At 35.5% G+C, this 18,752-nt stretch carries 21 protein-coding genes; 11 read left to right on the forward strand and 10 right to left on the reverse strand.

Annotated elements, in window-relative coordinates; all coding sequences use genetic code 11:
• Positions 1 to 103: 103 nt before the first annotated feature.
• A complete protein-coding gene (locus H0184_RS02570) occupies positions 104 to 553 on the reverse strand; it encodes a CoxG family protein (protein ID WP_221820567.1) in 450 nt (149 codons plus the stop codon).
• Positions 554 to 721: 168 nt separating this feature from the next.
• Between H0184_RS02570 and H0184_RS02575 the strand changes: the two genes are divergently transcribed.
• Positions 722 to 1,366, forward strand: a complete 645-nt coding sequence (locus H0184_RS02575; RefSeq protein WP_221820569.1) for a YczE/YyaS/YitT family protein — start codon at positions 722 to 724, stop codon at positions 1,364 to 1,366.
• Positions 1,367 to 1,390: 24 nt separating this feature from the next.
• Here H0184_RS02575 and H0184_RS02580 read toward each other — a convergent pair whose 3' ends face one another.
• On the reverse strand, positions 1,391 to 1,993 hold the full coding sequence (locus H0184_RS02580; RefSeq protein ID WP_221820571.1) for a hypothetical protein: 603 nt from the start codon (positions 1,991 to 1,993) through the stop codon (positions 1,391 to 1,393).
• 310 nt (positions 1,994 to 2,303) lie between these two features.
• On the opposite strand from H0184_RS02580, the gene H0184_RS02585 reads away from it, so the two are divergent.
• Entirely contained in the window at positions 2,304 to 2,885 is a 582-nt protein-coding gene (locus H0184_RS02585) for a hypothetical protein (RefSeq protein ID WP_221820573.1), read from the forward strand.
• Positions 2,886 to 3,019: 134 nt separating this feature from the next.
• Here the strand turns inward: H0184_RS02585 and H0184_RS02590 are convergent, their stop codons facing one another.
• Complete coding sequence (locus H0184_RS02590) at positions 3,020 to 3,217, reverse strand: IDEAL domain-containing protein (protein ID WP_221820575.1); 198 nt, start codon at positions 3,215 to 3,217, stop codon at positions 3,020 to 3,022.
• Positions 3,218 to 3,720: 503 nt separating this feature from the next.
• Here H0184_RS02590 and H0184_RS02595 point away from each other — a divergent pair.
• Genes H0184_RS02595 through H0184_RS02615 form a run of 5 tightly spaced genes read left to right on the forward strand, consistent with a single transcriptional unit; the run spans position 3,721 to position 8,218 of the window.
• Positions 3,721 to 4,569, forward strand: coding sequence for a hypothetical protein (locus H0184_RS02595; RefSeq protein ID WP_221820576.1), 849 nt, complete (start codon positions 3,721 to 3,723; stop codon positions 4,567 to 4,569).
• A gap of 34 nt (positions 4,570 to 4,603) precedes the next feature.
• Positions 4,604 to 5,308, forward strand: a complete 705-nt coding sequence (locus H0184_RS02600; protein ID WP_221820578.1) for an ABC transporter ATP-binding protein — start codon at positions 4,604 to 4,606, stop codon at positions 5,306 to 5,308.
• Complete coding sequence (locus tag H0184_RS02605; RefSeq protein ID WP_221820580.1) at positions 5,305 to 6,042, forward strand: ABC transporter permease; 738 nt, start codon at positions 5,305 to 5,307, stop codon at positions 6,040 to 6,042. The genes H0184_RS02600 and H0184_RS02605 overlap by 4 nt, the downstream gene beginning before the upstream one ends.
• An 18-nt stretch (positions 6,043 to 6,060) precedes the next feature.
• Positions 6,061 to 7,506, forward strand: coding sequence for a sensor histidine kinase (locus H0184_RS02610; protein WP_221820582.1), 1,446 nt, complete (start codon positions 6,061 to 6,063; stop codon positions 7,504 to 7,506).
• Between the two features lie 25 nt (positions 7,507 to 7,531).
• A complete protein-coding gene (locus H0184_RS02615) occupies positions 7,532 to 8,218 on the forward strand; it encodes a response regulator transcription factor (RefSeq protein WP_221820584.1) in 687 nt (228 codons plus the stop codon).
• Positions 8,219 to 8,257: 39 nt separating this feature from the next.
• Here H0184_RS02615 and H0184_RS02620 read toward each other — a convergent pair whose 3' ends face one another.
• Positions 8,258 to 9,100 carry an ABC transporter permease subunit gene (locus H0184_RS02620; RefSeq protein ID WP_221820586.1) on the reverse strand — a complete coding sequence of 281 codons (843 nt, stop codon included), beginning with the start codon at positions 9,098 to 9,100 and terminating at the stop codon, positions 8,258 to 8,260.
• Positions 9,093 to 10,007, reverse strand: coding sequence for an ABC transporter ATP-binding protein (locus H0184_RS02625; protein ID WP_221820588.1), 915 nt, complete (start codon positions 10,005 to 10,007; stop codon positions 9,093 to 9,095). The genes H0184_RS02620 and H0184_RS02625 overlap by 8 nt, the downstream gene beginning before the upstream one ends.
• 175 nt (positions 10,008 to 10,182) lie before the next feature.
• Between H0184_RS02625 and H0184_RS02630 the strand changes: the two genes are divergently transcribed.
• The 4 genes from H0184_RS02630 to H0184_RS02645 all read left to right on the forward strand — a co-directional run bounded on the left by H0184_RS02630 (position 10,183) and on the right by H0184_RS02645 (position 14,070).
• Positions 10,183 to 10,884, forward strand: a complete 702-nt coding sequence (locus H0184_RS02630; protein WP_221820589.1) for a response regulator transcription factor — start codon at positions 10,183 to 10,185, stop codon at positions 10,882 to 10,884.
• Complete coding sequence (locus tag H0184_RS02635) at positions 10,881 to 12,248, forward strand: sensor histidine kinase (RefSeq protein ID WP_221820592.1); 1,368 nt, start codon at positions 10,881 to 10,883, stop codon at positions 12,246 to 12,248. Before H0184_RS02630 ends, H0184_RS02635 begins: the two co-directional genes overlap by 4 nt.
• A 62-nt stretch (positions 12,249 to 12,310) precedes the next feature.
• Entirely contained in the window at positions 12,311 to 13,081 is a 771-nt protein-coding gene (locus H0184_RS02640; RefSeq protein WP_221820595.1) for a PepSY domain-containing protein, read from the forward strand.
• Positions 13,082 to 13,299: 218 nt separating this feature from the next.
• Positions 13,300 to 14,070, forward strand: coding sequence for an alpha/beta fold hydrolase (locus H0184_RS02645; RefSeq protein ID WP_221820597.1), 771 nt, complete (start codon positions 13,300 to 13,302; stop codon positions 14,068 to 14,070).
• A 70-nt stretch (positions 14,071 to 14,140) separates the two neighbouring features.
• On the opposite strand, the gene H0184_RS02650 is transcribed toward H0184_RS02645, so the two are convergent.
• The 5 genes from H0184_RS02650 to H0184_RS02670 form a co-directional block, all read right to left on the reverse strand.
• On the reverse strand, positions 14,141 to 15,202 hold the full coding sequence (locus H0184_RS02650) for an alpha/beta fold hydrolase (protein ID WP_313771704.1): 1,062 nt from the start codon (positions 15,200 to 15,202) through the stop codon (positions 14,141 to 14,143).
• A gap of 21 nt (positions 15,203 to 15,223) precedes the next feature.
• Positions 15,224 to 15,790 (reverse strand): polyhydroxyalkanoate biosynthesis repressor PhaR, encoded by a 567-nt coding sequence (locus H0184_RS02655; protein WP_221820599.1) that lies wholly within the window; start codon positions 15,788 to 15,790, stop codon positions 15,224 to 15,226.
• Between the two features lie 19 nt (positions 15,791 to 15,809).
• Positions 15,810 to 16,415, reverse strand: coding sequence for a hypothetical protein (locus H0184_RS02660; protein WP_221820601.1), 606 nt, complete (start codon positions 16,413 to 16,415; stop codon positions 15,810 to 15,812).
• A 20-nt stretch (positions 16,416 to 16,435) separates the two neighbouring features.
• Complete coding sequence (locus H0184_RS02665) at positions 16,436 to 16,876, reverse strand: hypothetical protein (RefSeq protein WP_221820603.1); 441 nt, start codon at positions 16,874 to 16,876, stop codon at positions 16,436 to 16,438.
• A gap of 102 nt (positions 16,877 to 16,978) precedes the next feature.
• The gene (locus tag H0184_RS02670) at positions 16,979 to 18,613 is read right to left on the reverse strand and encodes a long-chain-fatty-acid--CoA ligase (RefSeq protein ID WP_221820604.1); all 1,635 of its coding nucleotides are present in this window, start codon (positions 18,611 to 18,613) and stop codon (positions 16,979 to 16,981) included.
• Between the last annotated feature and the right edge of the window lie 139 nt (positions 18,614 to 18,752).

The raw sequence follows: 18,752 nt of genomic DNA on the forward strand, positions 1-18,752 counted from the left end.
TTTATTTATTAATATAACATATCTTTTAGTCTTCTGTAAAAAAATTTTTAGAATAATTAAAAAAAGCAACCCGAAATTTATCCGGATTGCGTAAAATTGACTTTTACTTTTGCTTAAATTCTTCAAGCTTTGAAGAAATCGCTGCAGCTACTTCTTCTGTTGATTTCGGTATCGCATTTTTAAAAAGCGAATTTGCCAATGAACCCAATGCCCCGCTAGCATTAATTTCAATGTATCCGGTCAGCAAGGTTTTATTTTTATTAAGCACTTGTGCTTCAAAATAACCTTCCCCAATATACTTTTCATTGGTGCGCCTTAATTCAAAGCTGACTTTAGTTGGTTCATTCCACTCTTTAATATTTATTACTAAACCAACCTTTTTTTTCATAATACCAAGGTCACTCTTAAATTCCCATGTAATTAAGTGATCATTGATTTGTTCATGTTGAATATATCCCGGAACAAGTGGTGCCCAATTATTCGCATCCCTTGCAAAATCCCAAATCACTTTTATGGGGATATCTAATTCTATCTGCTGAATTTCACTTGGCATTTGTATCCCTCTTTCGTATAAAATGTAAAAGACCTTCATTGTGCTGAAGGTCTTTTTTACATTTATATGATGAATATTAACTTTATAGACAAAAAGATTGATAATCAAAAGGATATCTTTTAAGATTTAGAATAATTAACGTACAGATTATACATTTTTTGGGGGTCCTTGCCGGTGAAAGCCTTTCAATATTTACTATTTTTCTTGGGATTGACACTTTTCGGACTAGGAAATGCCATTGCAGTAAAAGTGCAATATATTGGTTTACATCCATGGGAGGTTTTAAATGTAGCCTTGTATCAACATTTTGGACTTACCATAGGAACTTGGGGCGTTATTTGTGGATTATTTCTAATTATTATTTCCTTTTTTACAGCAAGGAAGTATATAAGCATTGGGACTTTTTTAAATGCTTTATTTATTGGACCCATCATGGATTTTTTTCTGTGGTTAGATATATTACCTGAGGCTGCAAATTCCTGGATTGATTATCTAATTTTACTGCTTGCCATTGTAATTGCTGGGATTGGCGGGGGGATGTATGTTGCTGCTGGTCTTGGTGCAGGACCACGGGATGGCTTTATGCTCTCCATCTCGCATAATACAAAATTATCGGTAAGTCAGGCACGTATTCTGGTTGAAAGTTTTGTGCTGGTCATCGGATTTATTCTAGGAGGACCGGTTTTTATTGCAACCTTCCTATATACCTTAATCCAAAGTCCTGTTTTCCAAAAATCATTAGTGATTTTTAAAAGTTTAGTTGAAGTATTTAAAAATAAAGATAAACAAATTAGAGAAGACGTGTATCTATAGACACACGTCTTTCTTCTAATACAGCTATATAACTTCCACTCTATCGGAGTTAAAATCTCTATAATATGTTTGGGGCGTTAAGTTATTAATATCATGTTCATGTGCTTCAGCAAAGTAGGAGGATAATTTCCCCTCATAAACCAATTCTAAGGAAGCAGATTCTTTGATGTCATCTGGAGTAACAAGCGACAGCGGCTTTTGTTTATTGATTTTCACTCCTGACTCTTCAAGTAAAGCGGCAACAAAGTGGGAACAAAAGAACGCATTTTTACGGTCTAATTCCAAATTGAACATAACAGCAAATAAACCTAATAAATTATAGCGATACTCTCCTTTATTCTTTTCAATTTCCTTAATTTTTTGACAAATTGTTTCATATTGTTTTTCTGAGATTGTACAGCAGTAAATAGCACAATCAGCATTCCTGAATATTCCGCCTCGGATATTTTCTCTAACAAAGCCAGCTAAGAAAGGATTGCGGGGTCTTTTTCTTCCAAAACTATAAACATCCCATAATTGATCATCAAGTGCAATGGAAGCATGATTATGCGGTTTCTTCGTATATAGTTTAATCATTTTTGTTAATACGGTCCCGGTATCAGTAAGAAGTACGTAAACCTTCCTCATCCTATATTCCCCCTCTTTTTCTATAGGAAGGGATTCTTTTCGCATGATCCCTTGATATTATCTATTATTCTTTATATTTATCATACCGTACATATCTCCTGGTATAAACAATCTGGAGTATTATTTTCAACTAAGACTTAAGACTTAAGACTTATCCCGTAAACAGGAATTCGTATATCTCATATATTATAATTCACTAAATTAAATTCCTCATAGAAACACATTTTTCCTGTTTTTTTTATAAAAATTTCCCATTTTTAACAATTCAAGCATACTATAATACATTCACTGATGATTAGGGGTGTAAAAAATGGGATTATATATTAATAAAGGTAAACATCCAACTGTATTTAAAAATAATAAGAAAATATCAGAGCCCAACCAAGAGCTGGTGAGAAAGGATTATCTTACTGAAATAATAGACGAACAGCAGCAAGCAAATGTTTCACTCATTAATGCCATCAACGCGATGAAGCATCAATTCCTTAACCAAGAGGTAGTACAAGCAAGCCACTTGAATACGATTACTACACAATTAAATGAACTTAGAACAAGTAATTTACAACATAAAGAATACGAAGAATTAATTATTCATTTATTGAAAACACAAGAGGATTTACAAAAACAATTATCCGAAAAAATTAGTAAACAAGAAGAATTTCAAATGGGGGTATTAAATCGGCTGGATCAGCAAGAAGCATTAACGGAGAAAATTTTCCGTCAAATCAATCATATTCGCTCCATCCTTTTTGAACGAACAAACTACCTAGCAGAAAAAATTGATGAAGGATATAAAATTACATCCTCCTATGTGTATAATCTTATGACCGGTTCGGACCAGCCTGTTACATTTTATTTAATGAATAATAAAAATACAGAAAAACAGAAGTAAGTACTGGTGCCATAGAAAACAGGGCACCTGTTTTTTTTGAGCTGCTATTCAATCATAACATGAATTTATGAAACAAAAGAAGCCCTTTCATTTGAGAAAAGGGCTTCCAATATGAGAATATGTCTGTCAGGTATTTACGATGAAATTTTCTTTAGTTCCTCTGATAACTCGAGGAAGGCTTTCTCATTTCTCTCTTGTAAAGAGCGGTCGATTTCCTTACGGAGCACATGTCTTCTAAATTCAATCAAGGCGTGGTTTAAAAACATCTCAGCAATTACAGAATCGTTGTTTTCATCAGTTTGTTGTGGTGAATTTAATAATCTCTTTTCCATGGAAATCAACTCCTTGAGCTTTTTCTTATTATACAGTTAATTTTCTAAAAATTCAAACATTATATTTAATATCAATTAAAAAATTTTTTCACTTTTATTCAAACCAATGGTTTTACCGTTTTACAGTTGTCTGTTAATTTCCGCTCCACAAAGGAAAGCTTCTTTGAATAATCACCGCAGGGACAGGCGGTCTTTGCCTGTCACGAGGCACTTCGCTTTCCGCGGGCGGTCCGGGAAGCCTCCTCGGCGCTTAAGCGCCTGCGGGGTCTCCCCCTGCCCGTCCTCCCGCAGGACATTGATTTACCTCCTCGAATATGCCCACGCACGAAGAAAATGCGATAGCATTTTCGAGGAGTCTTCGTGCCTTCCGCTCCAATTAACAGAGTGCCAAAATATTAAAAACTGCCTTTATTTAAGAAAAATTTAATAGTTTTTTTAGATTGCTTTTATATCTCCCGACTACACTAAGTTTGTAACAAAATAATGATTGGGGGAAGAAGATTATGAATAAGAAGATTTTAGCTGCTATCGGAATTAGTGGAGCGCTTATGTTAGGCAGTGTCTATTCGATTTCAGCAAATACATCTGGTTATGACCTATATAAAGAAGCCTTAAAGAAAACACATTCGGCCGAGAGTGCAACGTTAAATTTCAACCTTAAACTGGAGGACAACAAAAAATCTCTCATTACATCACAGTCCATTTTCAAATCTGATTCAGTAAATCAAGTAAACTCTATTTCAACCCGTATGTCCAATGATTCAGAGGTCAGCAATATGAACATGTATAAGCAGAACGAAAATTGGTTTGTAATGAAGGACGGGCTTGATACTGTTTACAAAATGGATACTTCAAAAAATCCACATCACAGTAATACGGCAGAATTAAAAGATGACGTTGAAAATCTGATTGATGTTATGACTAAAAATCTTCAACAACAAATTACAGTGGCGGAAAAGAAAGATGGCAATCACGTTATTGAGCTTAATTTAACCGGAAAAGAAATTCCTCTTACTGCGAATGCTTTAAGCACGTTGATGATTAAACACGCTGTCATGATTCAAGACAATAATGATAGTGACGGCTCAGGCTTTCACATCAAGGCAGATTTCCCAGAGCTGGATCATGATATCACTGTTAAGCAGGTCAAATTAACAGCACAGGTTAACAAGGAAAATTACATTGAACAACAGCTTGTCAAGGTCGTTGTAACAGGCAAGGATAAACAAGATATGACCCATGAAATCGTTTTAAGTGCGGACTTGAATGCAACTGATTACAACCAAACTACAGTAACTCCTGTCGAGATAAAAGCAGATAAAGTAGTCGAATTTGAACATGGAAAAAAGTAAGTAAAAAATGAGTAATTAATAGAGGGTGACAAATTTGGAAAAAGCAGTGGTTATCACCGGATTAACGAAGCAATATGGAAACGGCAGAGGAATACAGGACATTAACTTATCCATTGATCAGGGGGAAATAGTGGGAATACTTGGTCCAAATGGAGCAGGTAAAACAACATTATTAAAATGTATGACCGGTCTGACCTCCCCTGATCAAGGTAGTGTAGAATTATTTGGCGCTGACCTTCAAAGTAATTTTAAAAATGCGATTACACCTGTTGGCGCGTTAATTGGACCGGCTGTTGCTTATGAAAACATGTCACCCTATAAAAATCTAAAAATGATTTCCCGATTGTATTCTGGTATTACTCATGAAGATATTGAACAAGCATTGTGTTTAACTGGTTTAACATCTTATAAAGATGAGAAAATATCCTCCTTTTCTATGGGAATGAAGCAGCGTTTTGGTATTGCTTCAGCCCTTATTTCCAAGCCGCGTTTAATTATCTTAGATGAACCTACCAACGGTTTAGATATTGATGGTTTATTATTATTAAGAAAGACCATTCAGGAAATATCTAGTAAATCTGGAGTGACTTTTGTGATTTCTAGTCATCATATATCAGAACTTGAGAAATTATGCAATCGTTTCTGTTTTCTCATTCAGGGCCAGGCTTCGTTTTATGAAACCCGCAATCAGTCTTTAGAGGATGTTTATATCATGAAAGTGGAGGAGGCTTGCAGATGAACACAATACTTGCAAATAGTTTGAATGAGATACAAAAGTTACTAGCAAAAAAGGTAACCAAACTGCTGCTTTTCAGTGCTGTGATTATTCCTGTGCTAACAAAGATTCTTGTAAATAATCTTTTTCTCACTGATTGGATGGCATTGCCAACAGAAAATATAAATTTTACTTTGTTGGATTTATTCGTAACCATGCTCATTCCACTTTACATATTTATCGCCTCTACGGATTTATTCACTGGAGAAGGTGAACGCGGAACATTATTACAAGTTAGACCCATTAGTCGACTCGAGCTATTCGTCTCCAAATTATCTGCCATTGGAATCTTAACCTTAACTGTACTTTTGGCTGAATGGTTGTCCGTAATAATTAGCAGTGCAATTTTTGATAATACTTTTGAATTCAGTTCGGTTACTGCGAGTCTTGGAGCATTTATTGTATCCTGGTTTCCTATCATCGTAATCTCTGCATTTGCCGTTATGCTGTCATTAGTAATTCGGTCTAGTGTTCTTGCGATATCTACTATGATTGTCCTTTATTTAATCATGATGTTTATTCCATACCTGCTCCCTTCCACCCTGTATTTGCTTCCATCAACCTATTTGGATTGGTATATGCAGTGGCTTGGAGATGTCTCATTTCGTTGGATCATCCAAACTGTCACTTATTTGTGCTCTTCTTTCACATTGTTTTTTTCAATAGGCTATTATATGTTTAATAGAAAAGAAGCATAAGTGAAGGGTGCTATTCAAATGTCTATCAAACTCCGGCTAATTTTATCAAATATAGCCATGATCACAGTACCGATTATCTTGTTTATGATTACCTCTTTTCTTTTAATGATTGTTTTTCTCGGTGATATCCGGGAAATGGCAAATTTTTTACCAGAAAGTCACAACTATCACAAAACAAAACAAGAGGACACATTGTTGTTTTTATCATTAAAAGAAAAATCCGCTGCTGACCCAGAAGAATTGTTAAGTAAGGAATATTTAGAAGCACTGAATAAAGATCTTAAAGAAATCGACTCTGGATTAATTATCCGAAAAAACGATGATGTAATCTATGCTACTTCTGAGCTTAAAAGAGTTCACACTCAAGGGCTGCCTGTTTTTGGAGCGGAAAAAAGCTTTCGCAGCCTTGAAAAAATTGGTGAGCAGACATTTGCTATTAAACAGCATGATTTTTACTTACATGATGGCAGCCAAATTTCACTATTTCTAATGAGAGATGCAAGTCCTTGGAATCAGTTTGTAAGAACTTTTTTCCCGATTTTGTTTGGTTTATGCTTATTGATATTAATTGCCACTAATGGTTTATTAGCTTATTTTGTATCCAAGAGTATTATCAAACCAATTAATCAACTAAAAAAAGCCGCTCACTTTATTAAAAATGGAAACCTTGAGCATTCCATTACAGCATCTCGAAATGATGAGATAGGTCAATTAACACAAGCATTTGAAGAAATGAGGATTCAGTTAAAGGCGTCTCACGAAGTCCAAAAACAATATGAGAATAATCGGAAGGAATTAATTGCCCATATTTCGCATGATCTTAAAACACCAATTACCTCAATTAAGGGTTATATAGAAGGAATCCGTGATGGAGTGGCCGACACCCCTGAAAGGAGAGCAAGGTATATTCAAACCATCTATACGAAAGCAGTGGATATGGATCATTTAATTGATGAATTATTCTTATTCTCTAAACTAGATTTAGGCAAAGTTCCCTTCGAATTTGAAAAGATTGATATTAAAAACTATTTAACTGATTTTTTTGAAGAATTAAGCTTTGACCTTCGTAAACAAAATGTAGAATTGAATTTTCAATTTAACCCACAAGGTGATTACGATGTTCTTGTTGATCGAGACAAGTTTAAACGAGTTCTTGCAAATATCATTAACAATAGTTTGAAGTATATGGATAAAGATAAAAAAGAATTAACCATATCCATGCATTCTACTAATGAGAATGTAGAGATTTCCATTGCCGATAATGGGCCAGGTATTCCAGATAAGTCGATTCCTTTCATTTTTAATCAGTTTTACCGAGCAGAGCAATCAAGAAATAAACTAACCGGCGGCAGCGGTTTAGGTCTTTCAATAGCAAAAATGATTATCGAAGAACATAATGGTGTGATAAAATTGGAAAGTACAATACAGGTGGGAACAAAGATTACCATTATTTTGCCGTACTAAACCTGTGTCCCCGAGGAGGCACATCATGAAAAAAATATTAATTATTGAAGATGAAAAAAGTATCGCAGAGCTTGAACGGGATTATTTGGAGATTAATGGCTTCCATACAGAGATGGTTCATACAGGAGATATCGGGCTTCAGAAGGCACTCACTCAAGATTACGATTTAATTTTACTAGACGTCATGCTGCCAAACATCGACGGCTTTGAAATTTGCAAAAAAATAAGAAATAGCAAAGATATCCCAATTATTATGGTAACAGCGAAAAAAGAAGAAATTGATAAAATTAGAGGACTTGGGCTAGGTGCCGATGATTATTTGGTTAAGCCTTTTAGCCCAAATGAAATGGTTGCCAGAGTTAAAGCACATCTATCTCGATATGAGCGATTATCCATGAAACAAACTGCAGAATCCCAAGGCATATATATCCGCGGTTTATTCATAGATAGGTCTGCAAGAAGGGTTTTTGTAAACAATAAAGAAATTACCTTAACTACAAAGGAATTTGACGTACTCACCTTTCTTGCCCTTAACCCTGAACAGGTCTTTAGCAAGGATCATCTCTTCGAGAGGATTTGGGGATATGACAGCAATGGAGACGTCTCCACCGTAACCGTCCACATTCGAAAAATCAGAGAAAAAATCGAGCACGACCCCTCTAACCCTGAATACATTGAAACTGTATGGGGATCTGGTTATCGTTTTCATTAACAAAAGACAGTGTCACCTCAGGTGGACACTGTCTTTTTGTTAATGAATTTGACTTTGAAATAGCGCGTTACGGTTATTGAATTTCGTAACAAGTTTTAATAGGGCTAGGTTGGCTATTAACAGTACAACTCCTATTAGGAATAGGGTTAATGGGCTTAAGAAGAACATCCCGCTTGCTTGGCTTATAATGATCCCTACGATTGGCAGTACTAGCAGACCGCCGAATTGCTGGGCCTCCTGGAACGTTTTGACTTTTGCCGAAATCAAAACATTCAAGATGATATTAAAGAGCACTAATATAGGGATTACCCAAAACATTAAAATCATCCAAGTAGAGTTAAAATATAGGATTACCTCAAAGTAAGGATACGTGATAATATTAACCATGATAAAACTTACGATAAAGGCAGCAAAGGAAATTCCTAAGGTTGGGATTAGTGAGGCTAGTACCTTGCCAAGAAATAAGTCTTTAATGGAAATAGGTGCAAACAACAAGGTCTCTAACGTATTTCTTTCCTTTTCACCTACAAAACTATTTGATGAGGTTACCATTGAATTTATAATGGCTACCATTAAGAAAAAAGGGATCATCATAAAGGTTAGGAAAAAATAAACAAATTTGTAGGTAAGAGTCGGGAAAGCTGCAAGTGTATTTCTCATTTCCTCATTTGGGAAGTCTTTAATAAACGCATTTATAGGTTTTTCTATTTCCTGTGTAGAGGTTCCAATTAAATCAAATTGAAGTCCGAAAAAAGCAATACATGATGGTACTGCAATACAAATGATTAATGCAACAATGATCATTGGTACCCATACCTTTTTGGATGAAAATACGGCTTTCATATCTTTCACTGCAATGGTTATGATAATATTTTTATTCAATATCTTTCCCCCCTCTAATTTGGAAATAAAGAGCCTCGAGACTTCTATTGGTTATTTCACAATTATGAACCCAGGATTCATTAAGAATATGAGATAATAAAGGAGTAATTTCTTCCTTTGAGGAAAGCTTAAATTCTAATTGACCAGGTCCTTTTCTACTGTATGTATACCCTTTGTAACTACAGCTGTGTAATGGATTAAGACCGGTTTCAACTACTAAATCAACGTTCTTTAAATATTTTTCCTCTAACTGCTTCTTTGTCCCCTTTTCGAATATTCTCCCCTTATTCAGGAACAAATACGAATCACAGATGGTTTCTAATTGGTGCAGTACATGAGAACAAATCAGAATTGTTACACCTTCTTCTTGATTCACCTTACGTAAATAATGAATGACCTCATTGATTCCTTCTGGATCCAGTCCATTTGTCGGTTCATCTAAAAATAGGAGTTTTGGATGGTGCAATAAAGACTTTGCAAGTGATATTCTCTTTTTCATTCCCGTCGAAAAGCTCCCTACCAGTTGATCCTTAAATGCAAGCATATCAAATTGCTGCAATAAATCAGTTATTCTCTTCGGGTCAAATTCACCATATACTTTTGAGAAAAAGACTAAGTTTTCCCAAGCTGTCATATCATGATAAAGGCTTGCACTCTCTGTTACAATTCCAACCCTTTCCCTAATTTCATCCCCCTGTATTTTTGGGTCAAAGCTCATTACCTTCATGATTCCAGTTGTTGCCTCTATCACTCCATTTAATAAACGGATAATCGTTGTTTTGCCTGCCCCATTTGGCCCTAGCAATCCATTGATACTTCCTTCTTTAATTGTAAAAGAAATATCCTTTAATATTACAGTGTCATTAAATTTTTTGCTTACTCTATCGACCTCTATTATATTTGTCAAAATTTCTCCCCCCTAAAACGTTCATCCTTCAATATAACGATTTATGGTGGGATTTCGTTCACAATAAATTAATACTTTTTTGATACACTTGAAATAACTATGAGCCTATGTTCGAAAGGTTTTTTACTTTATTGTGCCGAATAGAATGTAGAAATGAAACAAGAGGAGAATTCAAATGTCTACTTATAAAGGGACCATTCTGGTTGTTGAGGATGAAGAAAAGATTGCGCGGGTATTGGAGCTGGAACTTGAATATGAAGGGTATTCAGTAACGAAAGTTATAGACGGTCTTGAGGCCCTAGAAGCATATCGTACCGGAAGTTGGGATTTAATCTTATTGGATGTAATGCTCCCAGGATTAAGCGGGATTGAACTGCTTCGACGGATTCGTAAAAATGACATTCTTACACCTGTTATTCTTTTAACAGCAAAAAGTTCTGTTGAAGATAAAGTGTCTGGTCTTGACTTAGGAGCTAACGATTATATTACAAAGCCTTTTCAAATAGAAGAACTTTTAGCGAGAATTCGTGCTGCATTAAGAATCAAAATTGTTGAACAACCTCATAATGACAGTGACCTGCTGCGTTTTGCTGATTTAAGTATTGATCAAAAATCCAGGGAAGTAATAAGAGCTGGAGAACCTATTGAATTAACTCCAAGAGAATTCGATTTGCTTGTCTACCTAATGGTTCATAAACGGCAGGTCCTGAGCAGGGACCAGATATTAGAGGCAGTATGGGGCTATGACTTTTTGGGGGATACAAACGTAGTAGATGTTTATATTCGTTATGTACGCAAGAAATTAGACCTCCCGCATTTACCCGCATTAATTCATACCGTTCGCGGCGTTGGTTATGTGATGAAGGATACAAAATGAAACTACGAAATAAAATTAACCTGTATACAGCATTTCTATTTGCCCTGCTGCTGCTGCTCATAAATATTACTGTTTATTATACATTCAGTAACTTAATTCTCGACAGTGAGCTTACTACAGCACATAAGGAGATGGAACAAGTATCCGATAATTTTGGAAAGTCTCTAGGAAAGGTACCGGATGATTCCCTTCTTAGATCCTACGTTCCTATAAATGGCATGATTCAAATCGTGACTGAGGATAACCAAAATTCTCCTGCGTTTACGAGCAGCGGCCAGCAAAATCTAAGCAAGAGGAAACCAGTATATTATAGTAGTGAAGTCAGCAAAACGGCAGAATACGAGGGACATCAATATACCTTTGAATCAATGCCTATAATCTTGCAAGACGGTCGTGTTGCTAACCTTCAAATTACCAAAAGTATGGAGACAGCAACGAATATTTTATCCATCCTTCGCCTAGTTTTAATTTTGGTTACACTGCTTGCTATGATTCCCGTATTAATTTCCAGCCGGTTTCTTAGTAACTTAATTACTAAACCTGTCACGTCTATAATAAATACCATGACAGAAATAAGGAAAAGCGGAACATTTAAAACCATAAAATTGGAAGTTAATTCCAAAGATGAGCTTTTTCAAATGGGTCAAACCTTTAACCATATGATTGAGCTATTAGAAACAAACTTTGAAAAACAAGAGCAATTTGTTTCTAGTGCTTCACATGAACTTAAGACCCCTTTGACTGTAATAGAGAGTTATGCGAGTCTTTTAAAAAGAAGGGGCTTAACGGAACCAAAGCTCTTCACCGAATCGATTGAAGCCATCCACTCGGAAGCACTGCGTATGAAGGAAATGACTGAGCAGCTGTTGATGTTAGCGAGGCATCATGAACAGTGGAATATCGAACTCAGCAAGGTAAATCTCAACCAATTAATTACCCAAACTGTCAATGCTTTCAAGAATGCCTATAATCGTGATATTAAATTTTCTGCGTTAAACGAAGCTCCGTTATACTTTGAAAGTGATGAAAAAAAGCTTAAGCAAGTGTTATTTATTTTTTTAGACAATGCAAGAAAATATAGTGATAAAATCATTTCAGTCGAACTTGGGGAAAGCAACGATGAAATTTATATCAACATTATCGATCGCGGCATTGGCATCCAAGCAAGCGAACTTCCAATGGTATTTGACAGATTTTATCGTGTTGATAAAGCAAGAAGCAGAAAACAAGGCGGTTCTGGTCTTGGGCTGTCGATTGCTAAAGAAATTGCCGATGCAATTGGAATTGAATTACAACTGGAAAGCAAAGTGGGTATAGGAACTACAGCCACTATACTTCTTAAAAAAATTCGAAAAAATTATTAAAATTCTCATCACTTTCTCATTTTCATATAAGAAAATAAATGTAAATAAGGTGGTGAATTTATATGAAAAAGATTTCTTGGTTTTGGATGGCTATTAGCTCCATAATCCTAATTGTAGTCTTTGTCAGCTTCCAGCAGTTTGGAAAGCTTAGCCCCTCTGCAGACATGTTAACAGAACAGGAAGCCGAGAAGCTTGTTCAAGAACGCTATCAAGGAGTAGTTTCATCAATAAAAACAGACAAACAACAGTATCATATAGAATTGGAAAAGCAAAATCAGCTCTACACTATAAAACTAGATTCCACTAATGGAAAAGTTTTATCTTTTACACAAAGGAATTCTGAATCTTTAACACCAGCGCCATCACAAAATCCTCAACAAGATGCTGAGTTATCAGAAGAGAAAATAAAGGAAATTATCCTTTCCGAATTGGTAAATGGAACAATTTCTTCAATAGAAAAAATAGATAACGGTTCCGATTTATTCTATAAGGCTATTGTGGTTGACAAAGAAAATCAGACTACGATCACAGTAGATGCCGTTTCTGGCCGTATCCTCTCTTCTAACTCAATTCCAATTAAACAACAGCCTAAAACATTGACTGAAAAAGAGGCTGCAGAAATAGCACGTACAGAGGTTCAGGGAGAGGTTGAGGATATTTGGTTTGAAACTGAAAATAATCAAAGCCATTACCTGGTTAAGATTGAAACAGAGGATGATCGTGAAGCAATTGTTCAAATCCATGCAATTACAGGAAATATTATGACAGTATCCTGGGACGATTATGAAAGTAAACAAAACGATAGTAACGATAATGGCCATGATGATGATTGATAACGGATTAAGAATAACCTGTAGATGGAAAGAATATAAGAAAGGACAACCGCCAAGCGGTTGTCCTTTCGCTCGTCAATATATATGTTAATTACACCTATTGGTAATAATAACTTAAAAAGGTATATATAATATGTTAATCACTGCATTATACCTGTTTACACTATCCGAAATATGGGAAAGTAAATAATAATATTAAACCATAGGAGGTAGTTACTTTGGGTGAGTTATTTTCTGGGATTCCCTATTTACGAATGGGTGCTGGTGAAACATTGGTTTTTATTCATGGGCTTGGTGAAATAAAAGAAGGCTGGTCGAACCAGTTTGAGTTTGCAGAACAGTATGACCTGATTATCCCCGATTTACGAGGGCATGGAGAGTATATTACCAACGAGGAAATTTCTATACCAAACTTTGCATTTGATGTAATTTGTTTGTTAAGGGGTCTTGGAATTGAAAGCGCACACATTTGCGGGTTATCTATGGGGGGAATGGTTGCACAGGAAATTTATCGGCAAGCACCTGAAATGTGCAGGTCACTTATGCTCGTAAGTACATTCCATTATGCACCTAAACGTTTTGGTGAGCTATTTATAAAATTTCGAAAGTCTCGCGCGGAGTCTCTTTCCCTAGAGGAACAAAAAAATATGGCAGCACGTCTCTGCCTCTACTCATGGACTGAAAAAAACATTGAGAATTTTCATAAATTTTATCATCCGAATCGCGAATTTTATATACCTTCTATGAAAGCTTGCCTTGAAGTCAATAATCTATGCCTGCTGTCAAAGATTAAAGTACCAACCCTAATTATAGGTGGTCAATACGACTCCGTAACACCAGTCTGGATTCAATTATTAATGCATAAGCAGATTAGACATTCTGATTTTGTTATATTTAGAAATACAGGGCATATTGCTAAACTAGAAGCAAAAGAAGCCTTTAACGAAGTTTTGCGGAACTTTTTACACAAACATAAAAAAGCCAGTTAAGGGAAGGACTGCCCCTTCCCTTTCTTCCTTATCAATTATATAGTCTTGTCCTCACCTTTATTACTTTAATTTAAAGTGGATTGGACCTGCTTGCAGCCCACTCATCTACAACTACTGCAAACAATCCGGTTAATGCTAAGGATACATGACCAGCTTCAACTAGTTTATATGTCTTATCCTCACTTGAGATTAGATCCATGATTGGCAAGCTTTGAGGTTCTAAAACTAAATTATCATTAGATGAAGAGACAACAAGCATATTTGCTTTAATATTTTTCAAATTTGCATTTTTATCTCCTATCATTAATTCACCCTTTACAAGCTTGTTCTCTTTAAAAAGATCATTCGACAATTGTCTAAATGCTTCACCTGCAAAAGGAACCTGATCAGTTGTCCATTTATTCATACGGCGCCATTTATCTACATATCGTGAATCATGAGCCCGGTTCAAAAGCATTGTATAGTTACTAAAATAAATAGGTGCAGATACTGCTCTAAACATTCCTTCTACATATGCAGGAGGGACAACCCCAAAAACATCAATGAAGCGATCAACATTAATGGTTCCATCTTTTAGACCTTCTGCCCATTTATCAGGACCGACAATTGTACTAAAGTCAATCGGTACCGTGGCAACAATCAAATTTTTAATTGGCTCTTCAGCAATTGAAGCGTAAATAGAAGCAATAGTTCCACCTAAGCAATAACCAACCAGCGTTATCTCCTCTGCACCAGAATGGCGCAACGCACGCTTAACAGCTGTTCTTAAATATTTTTGGATATATGTATCCAGCCCAATATTTTTATCCTCAAAACCGGGTTCACCCCAGTCTAACAAATACACTTCATAACCACGGTTTGTAAGTCCCTCAATCACACTTGCCTTTGGTGCGATATCAAGAATATATGGTTTATTAAATAGAGAATAAACGAAGAATAAAGGAATTGCATATTTTTTTTGTTTGGCAGGATAATGCCATAATACGGATTTATTTTTTTTCCATACTTCATTTCTAGGTGTATGGCCGATTTTCGGTTCCGGTTCATTTAACACTTGAAAAACATGCTTCCAACGCTTCATTTCTTTCTCAAAGTCTAACGGTGGAAATAAATTAGGTGTTTCTACTGCCACTTTATTGACCTCCTACTTTGACTATTTCGCTGAACCCGCTCCTGCTAGGATTGGTTCTTCCCTTTTGTCTTTCTCTATCAAATTTTTCAGTATCTCAAATTCATCTTTAAAAGTATTTAATTTACTTAGTTCAAGCTTCATCTCTTGGAGTTCACTTTGTATGTTTTTAGAATCAGCCAGCTCTTTTTTCGTTTTAACTAACTCTGTTTTAAGCTGCTTTGTAAGTTTAATGATTTCCTTAGACACTTCTACTACCGTTTCAATTTCTTTACTTTGTGTTTTCATGGAATCTTGTAAATCCCAAATTTGTTCTTCAAGAGATTCAATTTTTTCTTCTGTTTGGATGGTTAATGTCGCAACATTAGCCAGGTCGTTCTTAGTTGGGATATTTAGTACACCCGCAAGTGCCTCTTGATTTTTTCTAAATGCTTCAAGGTATCGAGATTGTGTTTCAGCCCCTGCTTTTGACATTTTGACGAATTCAGAGTTATTTGTCCAAAGATAAATAAAATCATTTATCTGTTTTTCCCACAATTCACTGTATTTTTTGAATGAATCATATGGATCATACGGTCTATTTGTCGTCATTTTGTTCACCTCAATAGAGTTAAGATTTTGTAGATTCGGTAATATTTTTCATATATTGCTGAAAAGGAAATAGGGCAGATTTTACTTGCTTTTCAAATAGATTGACAAATATTTTTTGATTTTCATATAAAATATTTGTTGTCCCCTTTACAGCTTGAATATATTTATCTCGGCTTCTCTTTCTAAATGCAATATATTGTTCTACATACTCTAAGTACTTATCCAGTGCTTGACCATTCGATAAAGAGCGAATAGGGGTTGTTAAAAGTGTTGTAGTTTTATTCTGAATATCGTCAACTACTCGGTTAATGTCTTCATATGATTTAACAGGGAAAAAATGTTGAACAGTAGTTGTGGTCATGAGTAATTCTTCCCGAGCATATTTTTCCCAAACAAGAAGCTCTCTCTTAAATTGCTCAGTAATAGCTTTACTATTTTCTTGATTCCTTTTAATATCTTCGACATACTGTTTAGTCGCGTTTAAGAATACACCATCACGCTTATTTAAGCGTTCAGCCCACGCATCCATTTCTTCAAAGGCAGCTTTCCACATCAATTCATAGCTTGATAGTTGTTTGTCCTGGTAACCTTGATTTTCAACTGTTGATTCATTTTGAGTTGTCATAATTGATTTCCTCCTCTATTCTAATCTTTAAATATGAACTTCAATTCCTCGAGCTCTTTTTCTAATGTTTTTAATTTAGCTGTCTTGATGTTTTTGACTTCATCCTCAATAAGGGAGAGCAGGTCTGATAGAGAATTATTAAGCTTTTTAAATACGATATTGTCCTTTTCCAAGTCCTTATTTAGTTCGTAAATTGTTTCTTCTAGACTATCTATCCTTTCTATACAATCTACTTTTTTTCCTGCAAGAGTTACAAATTCACCTTTATTGGGAATATCAAATACAGTAAGCCAATTGTTTATTAACTTTCGCTGAAACACAATAAAGTCTAAATGTTTATCCAGTGTTTTTCCAAAAGCATGTGTAAAGGTTAAAGAATTGGTATATGCATGAATTCTCTTATTCCACTCTTTTTCTAACTCTTTATAAAAAGTTTCAGGGTCTTGATGCCTCGATTCCATAAGTTCCCTCTAATCTGACCAGTTAGTATGTTAATTTTAGGATAAGAAATATATATCTTTTAGTCAATCTACAAAAGTATAAATCTAACACCAAACGCCCTATTAAACTTTTAATTTGGTTCTCTCTTGATCTCTTAATGTTCTTCTTAGTAATTTTCCAACAGTTGATTTTGGGAGTTCGGGCAGTATCTCTACTTCTTTTGGAGCCTTATAAGGAGCTAGGTTTTCTTTAGCAAATAATTTTATATTCTCCTCTGAAAGCGAATGACCAGCCTTTAATTTGACATATGCCTTAACCGTCTCTCCTCTATAAGGATCAGGCACACCAATTACGAGCGCTTCTTCTATAGCTTCCAACTGGTAAAGAACATCCTCAATTTCACTTGGATATACATTGTATCCGCTTGCAATAATCATATCCTTTTTACGGTCTAGAATATAAAAATATCCATCCTCATCCATTTTGGCCATATCACCTGTAAATAGCCATCCATCCTTTAATGCAGCTGCTGTATCTTCAGGACAGTTCCAATAACCTTTCATAACCTGAGGACCTTTAATAATTAATTCTCCTTCTTCTCCTACCGGTGCGTCTATATATCCATCATCGGTTTCACGAACGATTCTTGCAATCGTACTCTGAACAGGAATTCCGATACTGCCATACTTTCTAGGTACGAAAGGAGGATTAAAGATGACTGTAGGTGCTGCCTCAGAAAGACCGTATCCATCGAGCAGCTTTGCACCCGTCCGTTTTTCAAAGATCTTCACTTGTTCTACCGGTAAAGGAGCTCCTCCACAGCTTATGTAATACAATTGATCGAATCCACATTCTTCTAAACCTGGTTGACTGTTTAATGCAAAAAACATGGTTGGAACCGCTGACATTTGGAATGGTTTTTCACGTTTAACAGTTTCCATAACTTCTTTAACATCAAATCGAGGTAAAATAATTTGGTTTGCTCCTTCTCTAATTCCACAAAGCGCAACACTTGAGAGTCCATAAACGTGAAAAAACGGCAGAACGGTGATCATTTTAAAGGATTCTGGTCGATTCTCACATGTTTTATAAGCAAAATCACAAACTTGGTTAAAGTTTGCTAACAGATTATTATGGGTAAGCATAACGCCCTTAGCTAGACCTGTAGTTCCACCAGTATATTGAAGCATCGCGACATCCTCTAGTGGATTGATTTCTACTACTGGGTTGTCGATATCCTCAGCAAGAAAATCATCAAAATAAAGGTCACCTTCAGCAAGGTCAATTTGGGATCCGCCAAATCCTACAACAACTACCTTCTTTAAAGAGGTATTTGACTGGACTTTCTTAATTCTTGAATATAACGCATCAAGAACAACTATGTATTCAGAGCCAGAATCTGTTAATACATGCTCTATTTCTCTTTCTACATACATCGGGTTAACTTGAACAGCGATTCCACCTAAACGAAAAGCAGCGAATAATGTAAAAAGGTAATGTGGTGAATTGGGAAGCATAATAGACAAAGTATCGCCTTTTTTAAATCCATCTCTATATAAGGCAGTTGACAGCTTGTCAGTTATTTCTTTCGTATCATTGTAACTCCAAACCTTACCATAGAATGTGAATGCAGGTTTATCGGTATACCGGCTTACTGCACCTTGTAAAAAATCATAGAGTGTTTCGTGTTCAATATTTACATGCTCGCTAATTCTCGAATCATAAATCTTCAACCACGGCTTTTCTTGATAAACCAAAACACAACCTCCTTAAGATTCTCATTCAATAATATTTAGTTCGACACATATTTCAAATAACCTACTAAATTTCGCAGATTAAAATATTGTATAATTCAAATTATTGTAATAAAATGCTATTTTGTAAACCTTCCATTTT

Source organism: Neobacillus niacini, from assembly GCF_019749295.1.
Classification (GTDB): Bacteria; Bacillota; Bacilli; order Bacillales; family Cytobacillaceae; genus Neobacillus; species Neobacillus niacini_D.